This is a genomic window from Janthinobacterium sp. BJB304 (genome assembly GCF_002735765.1).
Classification (GTDB): Bacteria; Pseudomonadota; Gammaproteobacteria; order Burkholderiales; family Burkholderiaceae_D; genus Janthinobacterium.
In genome coordinates, this window is the sequence record NZ_PDZN01000019.1 from 109,313 (window position 1) to 123,775 (window position 14,463).

Here is a 14,463-nt window from a genome sequence, read left to right on the forward strand (position 1 = left end):
GCTTATTCCCAGTCAAGGGCACCTTTCTTCCAAATGTACCAAAATCCGACCACGAATTCAGCGATGAACACCATCATCGTGACGAAACCGGCCCAGCCCAGGTCGCGCATTGCAACGCCCCATGGGAAAAAGAATGCCGTTTCCAGATCGAACAAAATAAACAGGATTGCGACCAGATAGTAGCGCACATCGAATTTCATGCGCGCGTCTTCGAATGCTTCAAAGCCACATTCGTACGGGGAGAGTTTTGCTGCATCAGGCTTGTTAGGGCCTAACAGGCGCCCCAGGAGCTGGGGAGCGATACCGACACCGAGGCCGATAATAATGAACAGCAGGACGGGGAAGTAATTTTCGAGGTTCACGATTGATGAGCTTATATTGAACGATCGGTTAAATGAGGACGCTGCGATCATTTGCAGCGTATCTAACGCACGACCCCAATCAAAGCTAAGACCAGGATCGAACGACACATCCTCGTAAAAAAAGCCAGCAACTTTGTACGAGCCATGGCTCGTGCGCCGTTGCTGGCTTCTGATTTCTGGTGCCGACGACGAGACTCGAACTCGTACAGCTTGCGCCACTACCCCCTCAAGATAGCGTGTCTACCAATTTCACCACGTCGGCGGTAAGGCCCGTATTCTACTCTGCTTTGCCGCTAAAGTTAATGCACAAATGCATCAAAACACAGATAAAAACGATAAATTTTTACATCTTCCAGCGCGTCACGATTTTTTCCTGCCGCGCTGCTGAAACATTGAGCAATAATCTGCCCGTAATGAGAATTACTCTCGATGAGGTATCGAGTTGCGACAGAATTACTTCGGAATCGCGCCTGCCGGGGTGCTGGCAACCGGTGCGGCCGCTGCCGGAGCACTGGCCGCCGGAGCTGCCGCAGGTACCGTCGTCGGGATCGCGCCCGCGCCGGTGACCGGCACTGGCTTGACGACTTTGTCCATCACGCCGCCGCCTACCGTGGTGGCGCGCTGATTGGCCATCAGCGACAGGGCCAGCGTGGCGCCGAAGAAGATTGCGGCAGCAACACCCGTCGATTTCGACATGAAGTTCGACGAACCCGTCGCACCGAACAGGCTGCCCGAGGCGCCCGAACCAAACGCGGCACCCATGTCGGCGCCCTTGCCGTGCTGCAGCAACACCAGCGCGATAATCGACAATGCCGAAATAACCTGTACTACCACTACCAGATTGAACATCATGTTCATTGCAATTCCATTCTTAGTTTAAATTAATTCAATCGGCGGCGTGAATAATCGCCAGGAAATCCGCCGCCTTCAATGCTGCTCCACCGATCAGACCGCCATCGATATCCGGCATCGCCATCAATTCTTTTGCGTTCTCCGGCTTCATGCTGCCGCCGTACAGGATCTGCACGCCGGCCGCCGCTACCGCATTCTTTGCCGCCAGCTGGGCGCGCAATACCTGATGCACGTCCTGCGCCATCTGCGGCGTGGCCGTCTTGCCCGTGCCGATGGCCCACACCGGCTCGTAGGCCAGCACCAGCTTTGCCACGTCGTCGGCGGAAATCGCCGCCAGCACGGCACCCAGCTGCTGCGCCACGACCGCGTCGGTCTGGCCCGCTTCGCGCTGCGCCAGGGTCTCGCCGATGCAGACGATAGGCGTGATGCCTGCCGTCAGCGCTGCAACCGTCTTGGCCGCCACTTGCGCATCGCTCTCGCCATGGTAGGCGCGGCGCTCGGAATGCCCGATCACCACATAGCCGCAACCGAAATCCTGCAGCATGGCGGCCGAGATTTCGCCCGTGTAGGCGCCGCTGGCGTGCGCGGAAACATCCTGCGCGCCCCAGCCCAGCGCCGTGCCTGCCAATTGCGCCTGGCACTGCGCCAGATACGGCGCAGGCACACAGACGGCGCTGGCGGCGCCAGAAGCAGCCAGGCCAGCCACTATTTCAGACAATAACACCGCGTTCGAGGTGCGACTGCCGTTCATTTTCCAATTTCCGACGACGAGTTTGCGACGCATAGTAGCCTAAATTCTTAATAACCCGTCATTCTAACTCCGGCACCGATGCCGGTCAAACAGGCAGTGCCCCGTTTCAGGCAACTTGCAACATGATCTTGCCCACGTGCGTGCTCGCTTCCATCAAGGCATGCGCCTCGTTGGACTTTTCCAACGGGAAAGTTTGATAGATTACGGGCTTGATCTTGCCCGCCTCGATCAGCGGCCAGACGGTCGTGCGCAGATGGTTTGCGATGGCCGCCTTGAAGGCGACGGAACGGGGGCGCAAGGTGGAACCTGTCACCGTCAGGCGGCGGCGCAGCAAGGCGCCCAGGTCCAGTTCCGCCTTGGTGCCGCCCTGCACGGCGATCAGGCCGATGCGGCCATCGTCGGCCAGGCAATCGATTTCACGCGGCAGGTAGTCGCCGCCCACCATGTCGAGGATGACGTCGACACCTTTGCCATCGGTCAATTCCTTGACGACGGCAACGAAATCCTCCGTGCGGTAATTGATACCGCGTTCGGCGCCCAGCGCCTCGCAAGCGCGCGCTTTCTCGTCGCTGCCCGCCGTGGCGAACACGCGGTGGCCGAGCGCGGCCGCCAATTGAATGGCCGTCACGCCGATGCCGGACGTGCCGCCCTGCACCAATAACGTTTCGCCATCGGCCAGCGCGCAGCGGTCGAACACATTGCTCCAGACGGTAAAGAAGTTTTCCGGCAAGGACGCGCCTTCCAGCGCCGTCAAGCCTTTCGGCAAGGGCAGGCACTGGCCGGCGGGTGCGGCGCAGTATTCGGCATAGCCGCCGCCCTGCACCAGCGCGCAGACCAGGTCGCCCTTCTTGAATGCCGTGTTGGTGAAATCGCCATCGACGACTTCGCCCGCCACTTCCAGGCCAGGCAAGTCCGAGGCGCCCGCAGGCGGCGCATACTTGCCCAGGCGCTGCAGCACGTCCGGGCGGTTGATGCCGGCCGCATGCACCTTGATCAACAGTTCGCCCGCCTTATATTGCGGCGTGGGACGTTCGGCGATCTGCAAAACGTCGGCGGGACCTGGCTGGCTGATGGCAACTGCACGCATGGCGGGACTCTTTCAAGGGAAAACGGCGATTGTACGCCAAGCCGTCCACCCTTGCAGGCCGCTACATGGCCTCTCAGCCACCGCCCGTTTTCGACTGGCGCGGCAAGGGCGTGCCCGGCTTCCATTGGGCCGACAGGGCCTGCCCTTCCTCGACCTGCTCATGCGTCATCTTGCGCACCACGGCGGCGCGCTGGTCGGCCGCATTCGCGTTGCCATTCGCGGCCGCCAGGTTCCACAGCATGTAGGCGATGACATTGTCCTGCTGCACGCCGCCCATGTGATAGCGGTACATCAGGCCCAGCACCTGCTGCGCCTCGGCATGGTTCTGCTCGGCCGCCTTGCGGAACCAGCCGACGGCCTGCTTGTGGTCCTGCAGCACGGCGTTGCCCGTGTAATACATGGCGCCCACCACGTACTGGGCGTCGGCCTTGCCCTGCTCGGCCGCCTTGCGGTGCCAGAACATGGCTTGCTTGTAATCCTGCGGCAAGCCCCGCCCCATGTAATACATCAAACCCAGCAAATGCTGGGCATCGGCATTGCCGGTCTTAGCAAGGGGCAATATTTCTTTGTAAGCCAGCGCGTAATTCTTGTTGTTGTAGGCGCTGGCGCCTTCGGCGAAGCCGGCCCGCGCGGGTAGCTGTATCGTCAACAGCATGAGTAATGTAATGATCAGTTTTTTCATCGGAATGGGATGTGGTCTGACAACTTATTCTTGTCCTGCAGAAGGCCTGCGGCAGGATGCTTTTACTTCCAGCTAACTTTGCCCAGGCCCTCGACGCTGACATCGCGATTGGCCGGTTTGCCGTACACCACCACCGAACCGAGTCCGCTCAGGTTCAGCTTGGCATTCGTATGGGCATTCACCGTAGCATTACCCAGGCCGCTCAATTCAAGGTTGACGGCATCGACTTCGAACTGCTGCGCGTTCAGGCTGCCCAGGCCGCCCAGGCTCGCTTTCAGCAGGCGTCCGCGTCCGCCCAGCACCACGGAACCGGCGCCCTGCAAGTCCAGCTCCGCGCGCTCATTGTTGCCGATCCACAGCTGCATGCTGCCCACGCCGCCCAGGCTGGCATTGAGCTTGCGGTAGTCGCCCACCAGCTTGATGCTGCCCGCCCCTTCCAGCGACAAGGTCAGCTCCTCGCCCTTGAAACCCGTGATGTCGGTACTACCGAAGCCTTCCGAGCTCAGTTCGCGCAAGTTCGGCAAGACCAGGTCGGCGCGGATCGACGAAGGGCCGAGCTTGAAGCCGCGCACTTCCGTTTCGATGTGCAGGGTGTCGCCGCTTTGCGCCGTGCTGACATCGGCGATGTAGCGCTTGTCGGCCGTGATGCTCAGCGAAGGCACGTTGCCCTGGCGGATGCGCACCTCCATCACGCCGTCGAGCTTGACCCGCACCACGCGGGCGTCGACGTTGCGCATTTCCAGCAAGCGGGTCTCTGCGGCCACGCCGCGCACCAGGCCCAGTGTCGCCAGGAACAGCAGCGCCAGTTGCAGTATCTTTTTCATGTAGTGCATCCTCGGTATCTTGTTTTTATGTATTGCGGCGCCCGCGTCGGGCGGCCGGCATTGCATCGCGCAGCAGCACTGTAGCAGTGTCGAAAATTGCTGACAATGGCTTTAACGCCTGACAAAACCGTAGCGAGCGGCAGTGAGGCTCGGCGCCCCCGTTGGCCCGAGAAGCGGAACTGTGCGAATGCACAGTGAGCATCGGAAGCCGCAAATCGCGACGCGCAGTAGGTTTTGATAGGTGTCTTATGCGAAACGGGCTTTTTCGGCCGCGTTCAGGCGCTTGGCCTTGACGACCACCACTTGCATGGCAGCCTTGTTTGCTGGCGCGGCCACGGTGGCCGTGGAACTGGCCACTTGCAGGGCCGGGGCGGCCGGAGCGATGGCGTAGCAGCCGGCGCCGAGCACGATGGCGGCGGCAACGGCGATGATTTCCATGTTTTTAGCGACGTTCATGTTGTTCTCCTCGGGTGTCTGGCAGTGGGCTTGCGGTATGGTGTCACTATAGCCATACCGCCCCCGCCAGACACGCCGATTGCGACGAACTGCGCTTTTGGCAGGCTGACCTGACAAAAACGCGGATGAACGCGCAGATCGCTGCGCTTGCAGCTTAAAACTCTTCCCACTCGTCGGCGCCGGACTTGGCCGCCTTGACGGGCTTGGCCGGCGACAGCGCACGGGCCGGCGCGCGCGGCGCTGGCGCGGCCGGCTTCGCCTTGAGGCGCGCCACCGGTGCAGATGCCGCAGCAGGGCCAGCATCGCCCAGGCGGAACATGCCGACGGCTTGCGCCAGGTCCACGGCCTGTTCCTGCAGGCTTTCCGCGGCGGCCGCCGCTTGCTCGACGAGGGCCGCGTTCTGCTGCGTCATGGTGTCCATGTGCGTGACGGCCGTATTGATCTCGCCGATGCCGGCGCTCTGTTCGCGGCTGGCCACCGTGATCTCGCTCATGATGGTCGTCAGTTGCTGCACCGAGGCCACCACCTGGTCCATGGTCTGGCCCGCTTCATTGACGAGGCGGCCGCCCGCATCGACCTTCTCCACTGAATCGCCGATCAATTCCTTGATTTCCTTCGCCGCGCCAGCGGAGCGTTGCGCCAGGTTGCGCACTTCGGACGCCACCACGGCAAAGCCCCTGCCCTGCTCGCCCGCGCGCGCCGCCTCGACGGCCGCGTTCAGAGCCAGGATATTCGTCTGGAAGGCGATGCCGTCGATCACGCCGATGATGTCGACGATCTTGCGCGAGCTTTCCTGGATGCCGGCCATGGTGCCCACCACCTGCTGCACCACGCGGCCGCCCTTGGCCGCCACTTCCGAAGCGGAAACGGCCAGCTCGTTGGCCGCATGCGCGTTTTCCGCATTCTGCTTGACGGTCGAGGTCAGCTCATCCATCGAACTGGCCGTTTCTTCCAGCGCGCCCGCCTGCGCTTCCGTGCGCGAGGACAGGTCGGCATTGCCGGCGGCAATATCGGCCGATTCGCTGCGCACCAGGGTGCTGATGCTGCGGATCTGCACGAGCACGGTGGCGATCTTTTCCACGAACAAATTGAAGGCCTTGGCGATCTGCGCCAGCTCGTCCGTGCCTTCCGCGTCGAGGCGGCTGGTCAGGTCGCCGTCCCCCGTGGCGATCGCTTCCATGGCGTCGCGCACCAGGCCCAGGCGGCGCAAGGCGCGCGCCACCAGCACGCTCAGTACCGTGGCGGCCAGGGCCAGCACCAGCAGCGCCGTCAGGGCCGAGGCGCGCAGCATGGAACTCAAGGCTTGCGTGGCTTCCGTGCGGTCCAGCACGGTGGCCAGCAGCCAGTCGCTGCCCGGAACCTTACTCACATGCAAGATGCCGTCGCGCCCGTCCAGGCGGATGGCCGCGCCATCACCGCTCTTTTCGATATCGGCCAGCGCCTGCGCGCTCAGCCCCGGATCGAGTTCGGCCAGGGGCTTGAGGGTCAGCTTGGCGTCCGGATGGGCGATGATCTTGCCGCCGCCATCGACGAGAAAGCCGTAGCTGGCCGCCGTCGGCTTGATCGAGGCGACGTTTTGCACGACCGCGTCCATCATCACGTCGGCCGCCATCACGCCCGTCACGCTGCCCTTGCCGCCCAGCGGCTCGGCGAACGTCACCACCAGCTTGCCCGTGCTGGCGCCGATATACGGCGCCGTGATGATGGGGCCACCCACCTCGGACGCCAGCTTGTACCACGGGCGCGCCGTGGGATCGTAGTCGGCGGCGCGCTTGCGCTCCTGCGAAAAGACGGCGTGCTTGTCGGCAAAGCCGATATACGCCATGTCGAAGGTGCCCGCCTGCTCGGCCGCCTTCAGGGCCGGCAGCGGATCGGCCGCCGCAGCGCCCTGCTTGAGCGAAGCGACGACGGCCTGCTTGGAACGCAGCCATTCGGCGATGGCCGTGGCATGGCTGTGCGACAGCTGCAGCATCTGCGTGTCGAGCGCGGCCAGGGTACTGGAGCGCGTGGTAAAGAAATTGGCGATGGCGACGGCCAGCATGGCCAGCACGACGATGGAAACGGCGATGGCGATCAGCCGCGCCTTAAGGGAGGACAACATGGTGCATCCAATAAAAAAGAGAAAATCGGGAGGGATGCGCCATGGTCAGGGAATAAGATTTTGTCGTCAAGCAATACCGACTCTCAATTACCCATAAACAACAATTGATACCTTATATTAACTATACGTTAACTAAATATTAATCATATTTCGCCGCGCAGCTTGCGCAGGGCCGGCGATTCGCCGCCCGTCGCTTCGATGCGGAAGCGGGCAAATGCCTGCTCCAGCTCGGGGTACCGGCGCAAGCCGCCTTCCGTAAAATAGCGCCCGCCGGGGATATCGCCCCACGGCAAGGGCGCGCTCAAGGCACCGCTGCCAGCCAGGGCCAGCAGCGGCTCGAGCGCGCTGCGCAGGTCGGCCACCTCGCCGTCGGCGCTCGCCAGGCGCGCCAGCAACTGCTCCAGTTCGGCGGCATGGGCTTGCAAACGCTGCTGATCCATCTTCTCTCCTCAATTCTTGATCGTGCCGATCAGCACGGGGGCCGACCACAAGCTGCGGTTGGGGAGCAAATACTGCTGCGCCCCGCCCTTGCGCCGCACCAGCCCGCCCAACTCTTCCGTCGGCGCGACCTGGCTGACGAACACGTTGACGGTGCCCTTGGGCATGATCTGATACACATCATACAGCGGCGCCTCGCTCTTCAAGGGCAAGCCGAAGCAGTCGGCCAGGGTGGCGCAGCGGCCCGATACCAGCTGCAATTGCGCGCTGGTGGTGAAGTATGGCGAATACGGCGACACATTCTGGCCATGCGGCACGATTTTTACCAGCGCGGCAGCCATCGGCTGCAGGTCCGGCAAGGTGCTGCCGGACGCGAGCTGCTCGACGGCCCGCGCATAGAGGGTGTCGGCCGAGGCGGCAGGATCGGCGGCGCGCAGTTCGCGCAAAAATTGCTGCCCTGGCCCGCTATCGAGGTAGGCGTCGATAGCGTCCCGCGGCAAGCCCGCCGTCCTGAAGGTGCTGAGGTCATTGATTTCGCGCGCATGCACGGCGCGCAAGGCGTCGAGGTCTTGCGCCGGCATGGCCGTGGACGCGGCGGCGATGGGAATCGGCAACGGCACCGGCGTGGGTGCGTTGTCCAGCTGTGCCCGGACGCCGGGCGCGACGGCAAGCAGAAAAGCGGCGGCCAGCCCGCAGAATGTGCGCATGCTGCATCTCCTTGGAAGACTCGTTCAGGGGAAGATCCCATGCCGAATCTACAAGGCGCAAAACTGGCCAACGCGAGCTGGATCAAAGCCGATGCGCAAAGCGGCATCTACCTTGATGCAGCACAAACGCGGCGCAAAAAAACCGCCAGGGCTTGCGCGCTGGCGGTTTTTGAGCATGCGGCCGAGGCCGCAGTCAGTCTGACTTAGGCGGCTGGCGCTTCGTTGCCTTCGGCAGCTTTCATCGACAGCTTCAGGCGGCCGCGGTCGTCCGTTTCCAGAACCTTGACGCGGACCAGCTGGCCTTCTTTCAGGTAGTCGGCCACGGCGTTGACGCGCTCGTTGGCGATCTGGCTGATGTGCAGCAAGCCGTCCTTGCCTGGCATGACTTGCACGATGGCGCCGAAGTCCAGCAGTTTCAGCACGGTGCCTTCGTAGGTCTTGCCCACTTCGACGGAAGCGGTCAGTTCTTCGATGCGGCGCTTGGCTTCCTGGCCGGCAGCAGCGTCGACGGAAGCGATGGTGACCACGCCTTCGTCGCTGATGTCGATCTGGGTGCCCGTCTCTTCGGTCAGCGCGCGGATCACGGCGCCGCCCTTGCCGATCACGTCACGGATTTTTTCCGGGTTGATCTTGATGGTGATCAGACGCGGTGCGAAATCGGACAGTTCGGTTTTGACGTGCGGCATGGCTTTTTGCATTTCGCCCAGGATGTGCTCGCGGCCTTCCTTGGCTTGCGCCAGTGCCACTTGCATGATTTCCTTGGTGATACCCATGATCTTGATGTCCATCTGCAGTGCCGTGATACCGTTGCGGGTACCGGCTACCTTGAAGTCCATGTCGCCCAGGTGATCTTCGTCGCCCAGGATGTCGGACAGCACGGCAAACTTGCCGCCTTCCTTGATCAGGCCCATGGCGATACCGGCCACGTGTTCTTTCATCGGCACGCCGGCGTCCATCAGTGCCAGGCAGCCGCCGCAGACCGATGCCATCGACGAGGAACCGTTCGATTCCGTGATTTCCGATACCAGGCGCACCGAGTAGCTGAATTCTTCAGCTGCCGGCAGGGCGGCGATCAGCGCGCGCTTGGCCAGGCGGCCGTGGCCGATCTCGCGGCGTTTTGGCGTGCCGACACGACCCGTTTCGCCGGTGGCGAACGGAGGCATGTTGTAATGCAGCATGAACGAATCGGTGAACTCGCCCATCAACGCATCGATCTTCTGGCTGTCGCGGGCGGTGCCCAGGGTAGCGACGACCAGCGCCTGCGTTTCGCCGCGCGTGAACAGGGCCGAACCGTGGGTGCGTGGCAGCACGCTGGTGCGGATCGAGATCGGACGCACGGTGCGGGTGTCGCGGCCGTCGATGCGTGGCTCGCCGTCCAGGATTTGCGTACGCACGATTTTCGCTTCGATGTCGAACAGGATGTTGTTCACTTCAGCGCTGTCGATCGACGCGCCGCCGTTGGCAGCCGCTTCGGCCGACAGGTCGGCGATCACTTCCGACGTTGCCGCCTTCAGCTTGGCCGTACGTTCCTGCTTATCCTTGGTTTGATACGCATCATTGATCTTGGCGTTGGCGAAATGCGCGACGCGGGCGATCAGTGCTTCGTTTTTCGGCGCAGGCGCCCATTCCACTTCCGGCTTGCCGCCGTCACGCACCAGGTCGTGAATCGCATTGATGACGACTTTCATCTGGTCGTGGCCGAAGACCACGGCGCCCAGCATGATTTCTTCGGACAGCTGTTTCGCTTCCGATTCGACCATCAGCACGGCCGTTTCGGTACCGGCGACCACCAGGTCCATTTCCGACGTTTTCAGTTGCTGGACGGTCGGGTTCAGGATGTACTGGCCGTTGGCGTAACCGACGCGCGCGGCGCCGATAGGACCGTTGAAAGGCACGCCCGACACGCACAGGGCAGCGGAGGCACCGATCATGGCGGCGATGTCCGGATCGATTTCAGGGTTGACCGACAACACGTGAATGATGACTTGCACTTCATTCAGGTAGCCTTCCGGGAACAGCGGACGGATAGGACGGTCGATCAGACGCGATGTCAGTGTTTCTTTTTCGGAAGGACGGCCTTCGCGCTTGAAAAAACCGCCCGGAATTTTACCGGCAGCATAGGTTTTTTCGACATAATCAACCGTCAAAGGGAAGAAATCCTGGCCTGGCTTGGCATCTTTGCGTGCCACCACCGTTGCCAGAACGACGGTATCTTCGATCGACACCAGCACTGCGCCGGATGCCTGACGCGCGATTTCGCCGGTTTCCAGGGTCACTTGATGTTGACCGTACTGGAAGGTTTTCGTAACTTTGTTAAACATGGGGTATCCCTTTTCTAATTGCCGACAGATTTTCAGGGGCTGTCGTTCACCTCACCACAGGCGGCGTAAAAATGCTGCCTTTACTTGTTGCCACCTTTGCTACTTTACTTTTAAAACATGATATCGGTAGAGAATACTGTACTTCTCGACATAAATCCGGAATTCAAATGACAAAATGCCCGCGTCAGCGAACTGGCGCAGGCATTTCTGTATAAACCTTGTACGGCAAAAATTACTTGCGCAGACCAAGTTTAGCGATCAGGTCGCGATAACGGGTAGCGTCTTTAGCCTTCAGGTAGGACAACAGGCTCTTACGACGGTTGACCATCATGATCAGGCCGCGGCGGGAGTGGTGATCTTTCGAGTGAGCTTTGAAGTGGCCGTTCAGTTCGTTGATGCGAGCTGTCAGCAGTGCAACTTGCACTTCAGGGGAGCCGGTGTCGTTTTGACCACGTGCGTTGTCCGCGATGATAGCGGCTTTGTTGATGTTTTCTACTGTCATGATAAACCTTTCACATGCGGTGCACAGAGTCTGAACCCTATTCACCGTGAACTACGATTATTAAAATACTGGCCTAGGCTTCCAACCAGACGCGCAAGTATATCGGAAAAATGCCCGCCTGTATCCTGCCGTGCGGGCTTTTCTCGGCGCATGATAGGATTTTCCTGCATTTCAGGAGGTCAAATATGAAAAAACTGCTCAAATCAGCAACACCACTGCTGTTTACCTTGCTGGCCGGCTGCGCCAGCTGGAACGCCCCGCCGCCCCAGCCGGGCGAGCCGCGCACCGCCGTGGAAGCGCGCCTGGGCCGTCCGACGAATATCTATCAGCTGCCCACGGGGCCGGAACTCGAATACGCGACGGGGCCGTACGGCCAGTACACATATATGGCCCGCTTCGGTCCCGACGACAGGTTGATTTCCTACGAACAGGTGCTCGACACGCCGGGCTTTGCCCGCATCAAGGTAGGCGTGTCGACGCAGCAAGACGTGCTGCACACCCTGGGCCGCCCGACGGAAAAATCCTACCTGCCGCTGCCCAAGCTCTACGTCTGGTCCTACCGCTACAAGGAATCGGGCGTGTGGGATTCCATGATGCACGTGCACTTCGACCACGACGGCATCGTGCGCATGATGATGAACGGGCCCGATCCGGCCAAGGAAGAGCGGCGGTTTTTCTGGTAAGACATTACCGGTGCAACGACGCCTGATAAAACCGTAGCGAGCGGAAGAGAGAGGTGGCTAAGAAGCGCAACCGTACTCTAAGGCCGCCTATATCGACGCGCAGTAGGTTTAATCAGGCGTCCTTCACTAAGGCTGCGGGTCGATGCGCTCGTCTTTCGCGTGTAATTTATTCAGCGCCGACAAATACGCCTTGGCCGACGCGACGATGATGTCGGGGTCGGCGCCCACGCCGTTGACGATGCGCCCGTCGCGCGACAGGCGCATCGTGACCTCGCCCTGCGACTGCGTGCCCGTGCTGATGGCATTGACGGAGAACAAGACCAGTTCCGCGCCGCTGGCGGCCGCGCTTTCGATGGCGTTGACGGTGGCATCGACGGGGCCGTCACCCCGCCCCTCGCAGCTGCGCTGTTCGCCGCCGACAAGAAATTCCACGCGCGCATGGGGCACGGCGCCCGTCGTCGACTGCTGCGCCAGGGAGATGAAACGGTAGTGCTCACTATCCTGCGCCTGCTGCTCCTCGCTGACGAGGGCCATGATGTCTTCGTCGAAAATCTCGGATTTGCGGTCGGCCAGTTCCTTGAAGCGCAGGAAGGCGGCGTTGACTTCCGCCTCGGATTCGAGCGCGATGCCCAGCTCGTGCAGGCGCTGCTTGAAGGCATTGCGGCCCGACAGTTTGCCGAGGACGATCTTGTTGGCCGTCCAGCCCACGTCTTCGGCGCGCATGATTTCATACGTCTCGCGCGCCTTTAAAATGCCGTCCTGGTGGATGCCGGACGCGTGCGCAAAGGCGTTCGCACCGACGACGGCCTTGTTCGGCTGCACGGCAAAGCCCGTAATTTGCGACACCATTTTCGAGGCGGCCACGATTTGCGTCGTATCGATACCCACCGTCAGGTTGTAATAGGCGGCGCGCGTGCGCAGCGCCATCACCACTTCTTCCAACGCCGTGTTGCCGGCCCGCTCACCGAGGCCATTGACCGTGCATTCGATCTGCCGCGCGCCGCCGATCATGACGCCGGCCAGCGAATTGGCCACAGCCAGGCCCAGGTCGTTATGACAATGGACAGACCAGATGGCTTTATCGGAATTCGGTATGCGTTCGCGCAAGCGCTTGATGGTATTGCCGAAGATTTCAGGCACGGCGTAGCCGACCGTATCGGGGAAATTGATGGTGGTGGCGCCCTCGGCGATCACGCCCTCCAGCACGCGGCACAGGAAATCCTCGTCGGAGCGGCTGCCGTCTTCGGGACTGAATTCGATATCGTCCGTGAACTGGCGCGCGTAGCGCACAGCGTTCTGCGCCTGCAGCAGGACTTCCTCGGGCGTCATGCGCAGCTTCATCTGCATGTGCAGGGGCGACGTGGCGATGAACGTGTGGATGCGCTTGCGCTCGGCGGGCGCCAGCGCTTCGGCGGCGCGGGCGATGTCGCGGTCGTTGGCGCGCGACAGCGAACAGATGGTCGATTCGCGCACGGCGCCGGCAATCGCCCGTATCGACTCGAAGTCGCCCTGCGAAGCGGCGGCGAAGCCCGCTTCGATCACGTCGACCTTCATGCGCTCGAGCTGCTTGGCGATGCGCAGCTTTTCCTCGCGCGTCATGGAGGCGCCCGGCGATTGCTCGCCGTCGCGCAAGGTGGTGTCAAAAATAATGAGTCGGTTGCTGGTGTTCATGGCTGCTCCTGGCTGGCTGAAGACTGGCGACGCTACCGACTCGCCGTATTAATGCTCGGGGTCGGTCTGGATGATGCTGACGGGCTTGCCCTTCGCCATGCGCCAGAAAAACACGGCGTAGCCGGACAGGCCATAGACGACGAAAATCGGGAACAGCACTTTCGGTGGATCGATGGAAATGAGCGCGAAGAACAATGCCAGCAGGAATACCACGATGAAGGGCACGGACTTGCGGAAATTCACATCCTTGAAGCTGTAGAACGGCACGTTGGTGACCATGGTCAGACCCGAGAACAGGGCGATCGTCCACGACACCCAGGCCAGCTGGTTGCCGGCAAATTCCAGGTCGTTCATCAGCAGGATGAAACCGGCCACCATGGCGGCGGCCGCCGGGCTGGGCAAGCCCTGGAAGAAGCGCTTGTCGACCACGGCGATGTTCGTGTTGAAGCGGGCCAGGCGCAGGGCGGCGCCGGCGCAATACACGAAGGCGGCCAGCCAGCCCAGTTTACCCATGCCGCGCAGCGACCATTCGTAGATCACCAGCGCCGGTGCGGCGCCGAACGACACCATGTCGGACAGGCTGTCGTACTGGGCGCCGAATTCGCTCTGCGTATTCGTCAGGCGCGCGATGCGTCCGTCGAGGCCGTCGAGGATCATGGCGATGAAGATGGCCCAGGCCGCGTGTTCGAATTTCTGGTTCATGGCCATGACGATGGCGTAGAAGCCGCAAAACAGGGCTGCCGTCGTGAAGGCATTCGGCAACAGATAGATGCCGCGGCGGCGCAGGGTTTTCTTGCCAGTGCCATCGTTCACCGGCTGGCGCACGAATTTGCTGAAGCGGGACGCTTTGGATGCTGCGGGAGTGCCGTTCTTGCCTCTACGACGGGGGAAGTTTGCCATGTTGTTCCATATCTTGTGTACTGCGGGGGAATCGGTGCCAGATGGCAGGCGCATGACTATCAGGGCATGCGCCTGCCGATGTTGTCATTATAGAGGAGCCGCCGCCAAAGAAAAGCGCGGCGGCGT

General features: G+C 61.6%; 16 protein-coding genes and 1 tRNA gene. 2 read left to right on the top strand and 15 right to left on the bottom strand.

Annotated features, from left to right (window positions below):
• Positions 1 to 2: 2 nt before the first annotated feature.
• From CSQ95_RS21435 to CSQ95_RS21485, 11 genes are all read right to left on the bottom strand, one after another.
• Complete coding sequence (locus CSQ95_RS21435) at positions 3 to 362, bottom strand: NADH-quinone oxidoreductase subunit A (RefSeq protein ID WP_010399734.1); 360 nt, start codon at positions 360 to 362, stop codon at positions 3 to 5.
• A gap of 177 nt (positions 363 to 539) precedes the next feature.
• A tRNA-Leu gene (locus CSQ95_RS21440) sits at positions 540 to 624 on the bottom strand.
• 191 nt (positions 625 to 815) lie between these two features.
• Entirely contained in the window at positions 816 to 1,220 is a 405-nt protein-coding gene (gene secG / locus CSQ95_RS21445) for a preprotein translocase subunit SecG (RefSeq protein WP_034749996.1), read from the bottom strand.
• 28 nt (positions 1,221 to 1,248) lie between these two features.
• The gene (tpiA, locus tag CSQ95_RS21450) at positions 1,249 to 1,998 is read right to left on the bottom strand and encodes a triose-phosphate isomerase (RefSeq protein ID WP_099410962.1); all 750 of its coding nucleotides are present in this window, start codon (positions 1,996 to 1,998) and stop codon (positions 1,249 to 1,251) included.
• Between the two features lie 73 nt (positions 1,999 to 2,071).
• Positions 2,072 to 3,052 (bottom strand): NAD(P)H-quinone oxidoreductase, encoded by a 981-nt coding sequence (locus CSQ95_RS21455; RefSeq protein WP_099410963.1) that lies wholly within the window; start codon positions 3,050 to 3,052, stop codon positions 2,072 to 2,074.
• A 73-nt stretch (positions 3,053 to 3,125) separates the two neighbouring features.
• Positions 3,126 to 3,734, bottom strand: a complete 609-nt coding sequence (locus CSQ95_RS21460; protein WP_070288760.1) for a tetratricopeptide repeat protein — start codon at positions 3,732 to 3,734, stop codon at positions 3,126 to 3,128.
• Between the two features lie 62 nt (positions 3,735 to 3,796).
• Positions 3,797 to 4,558, bottom strand: coding sequence for a GIN domain-containing protein (locus CSQ95_RS21465; protein WP_070224115.1), 762 nt, complete (start codon positions 4,556 to 4,558; stop codon positions 3,797 to 3,799).
• Between the two features lie 246 nt (positions 4,559 to 4,804).
• On the bottom strand, positions 4,805 to 5,014 hold the full coding sequence (locus tag CSQ95_RS21470; RefSeq protein WP_099410964.1) for a hypothetical protein: 210 nt from the start codon (positions 5,012 to 5,014) through the stop codon (positions 4,805 to 4,807).
• Positions 5,015 to 5,168: 154 nt separating this feature from the next.
• Positions 5,169 to 7,115 carry a methyl-accepting chemotaxis protein gene (locus CSQ95_RS21475; protein WP_180279126.1) on the bottom strand — a complete coding sequence of 649 codons (1,947 nt, stop codon included), beginning with the start codon at positions 7,113 to 7,115 and terminating at the stop codon, positions 5,169 to 5,171.
• A 143-nt stretch (positions 7,116 to 7,258) separates the two neighbouring features.
• Positions 7,259 to 7,555 carry a hypothetical protein gene (locus CSQ95_RS21480; protein WP_099410965.1) on the bottom strand — a complete coding sequence of 99 codons (297 nt, stop codon included), beginning with the start codon at positions 7,553 to 7,555 and terminating at the stop codon, positions 7,259 to 7,261.
• Positions 7,556 to 7,564: 9 nt separating this feature from the next.
• A complete protein-coding gene (locus tag CSQ95_RS21485; RefSeq protein WP_099410966.1) occupies positions 7,565 to 8,260 on the bottom strand; it encodes a hypothetical protein in 696 nt (231 codons plus the stop codon).
• A gap of 39 nt (positions 8,261 to 8,299) precedes the next feature.
• Here CSQ95_RS21485 and CSQ95_RS29720 point away from each other — a divergent pair, with 39 nt between their 5' ends.
• Positions 8,300 to 8,467: a hypothetical protein gene (locus tag CSQ95_RS29720; protein WP_180279127.1), complete on the top strand. Its 168-nt coding sequence runs from the start codon at positions 8,300 to 8,302 to the stop codon at positions 8,465 to 8,467.
• On the opposite strand, the gene pnp is transcribed toward CSQ95_RS29720, so the two are convergent.
• Together pnp and rpsO are read right to left on the bottom strand one after the other, a co-directional pair.
• On the bottom strand, positions 8,464 to 10,581 hold the full coding sequence (pnp, locus tag CSQ95_RS21490; RefSeq protein WP_099410967.1) for a polyribonucleotide nucleotidyltransferase: 2,118 nt from the start codon (positions 10,579 to 10,581) through the stop codon (positions 8,464 to 8,466). The genes CSQ95_RS29720 and pnp overlap by 4 nt on opposite strands.
• Before the next feature lie 232 nt (positions 10,582 to 10,813).
• Positions 10,814 to 11,083 (bottom strand): 30S ribosomal protein S15, encoded by a 270-nt coding sequence (gene rpsO / locus CSQ95_RS21495; RefSeq protein WP_010399743.1) that lies wholly within the window; start codon positions 11,081 to 11,083, stop codon positions 10,814 to 10,816.
• A gap of 185 nt (positions 11,084 to 11,268) precedes the next feature.
• Here rpsO and bamE point away from each other — a divergent pair, with 185 nt between their 5' ends.
• Positions 11,269 to 11,766 (top strand): outer membrane protein assembly factor BamE, encoded by a 498-nt coding sequence (bamE, locus tag CSQ95_RS21500; protein ID WP_099410968.1) that lies wholly within the window; start codon positions 11,269 to 11,271, stop codon positions 11,764 to 11,766.
• Positions 11,767 to 11,892: 126 nt separating this feature from the next.
• Here bamE and CSQ95_RS21505 read toward each other — a convergent pair whose 3' ends face one another.
• Positions 11,893 to 13,437 carry a 2-isopropylmalate synthase gene (locus CSQ95_RS21505; protein ID WP_099410969.1) on the bottom strand — a complete coding sequence of 515 codons (1,545 nt, stop codon included), beginning with the start codon at positions 13,435 to 13,437 and terminating at the stop codon, positions 11,893 to 11,895.
• 48 nt (positions 13,438 to 13,485) lie between these two features.
• The gene (pssA, locus tag CSQ95_RS21510) at positions 13,486 to 14,337 is read right to left on the bottom strand and encodes a CDP-diacylglycerol--serine O-phosphatidyltransferase (protein ID WP_099410970.1); all 852 of its coding nucleotides are present in this window, start codon (positions 14,335 to 14,337) and stop codon (positions 13,486 to 13,488) included.
• Positions 14,338 to 14,463: the final 126 nt, after the last annotated feature.

Coding starts and splice junctions, on each gene's coding strand:
- secG (WP_034749996.1), bottom strand. CDS start 1,220: ATGAACATGATGTTCAATCTGGTAGTGGTAGTACAGGTTATTTCGGCA.
- tpiA (WP_099410962.1), bottom strand. CDS start 1,998: ATGCGTCGCAAACTCGTCGTCGGAAATTGGAAAATGAACGGCAGTCGC.
- CSQ95_RS21455 (WP_099410963.1), bottom strand. CDS start 3,052: ATGCGTGCAGTTGCCATCAGCCAGCCAGGTCCCGCCGACGTTTTGCAG.
- CSQ95_RS21460 (WP_070288760.1), bottom strand. CDS start 3,734: ATGAAAAAACTGATCATTACATTACTCATGCTGTTGACGATACAGCTA.
- CSQ95_RS21465 (WP_070224115.1), bottom strand. CDS start 4,558: ATGAAAAAGATACTGCAACTGGCGCTGCTGTTCCTGGCGACACTGGGC.
- CSQ95_RS21470 (WP_099410964.1), bottom strand. CDS start 5,014: ATGAACGTCGCTAAAAACATGGAAATCATCGCCGTTGCCGCCGCCATC.
- CSQ95_RS21475 (WP_180279126.1), bottom strand. CDS start 7,115: ATGTTGTCCTCCCTTAAGGCGCGGCTGATCGCCATCGCCGTTTCCATC.
- CSQ95_RS21480 (WP_099410965.1), bottom strand. CDS start 7,555: ATGGATCAGCAGCGTTTGCAAGCCCATGCCGCCGAACTGGAGCAGTTG.
- CSQ95_RS21485 (WP_099410966.1), bottom strand. CDS start 8,260: ATGCGCACATTCTGCGGGCTGGCCGCCGCTTTTCTGCTTGCCGTCGCG.
- CSQ95_RS29720 (WP_180279127.1), top strand. CDS start 8,300: ATGCCGAATCTACAAGGCGCAAAACTGGCCAACGCGAGCTGGATCAAA.
- pnp (WP_099410967.1), bottom strand. CDS start 10,581: ATGTTTAACAAAGTTACGAAAACCTTCCAGTACGGTCAACATCAAGTG.
- rpsO (WP_010399743.1), bottom strand. CDS start 11,083: ATGACAGTAGAAAACATCAACAAAGCCGCTATCATCGCGGACAACGCA.
- bamE (WP_099410968.1), top strand. CDS start 11,269: ATGAAAAAACTGCTCAAATCAGCAACACCACTGCTGTTTACCTTGCTG.
- CSQ95_RS21505 (WP_099410969.1), bottom strand. CDS start 13,437: ATGAACACCAGCAACCGACTCATTATTTTTGACACCACCTTGCGCGAC.
- pssA (WP_099410970.1), bottom strand. CDS start 14,337: ATGGCAAACTTCCCCCGTCGTAGAGGCAAGAACGGCACTCCCGCAGCA.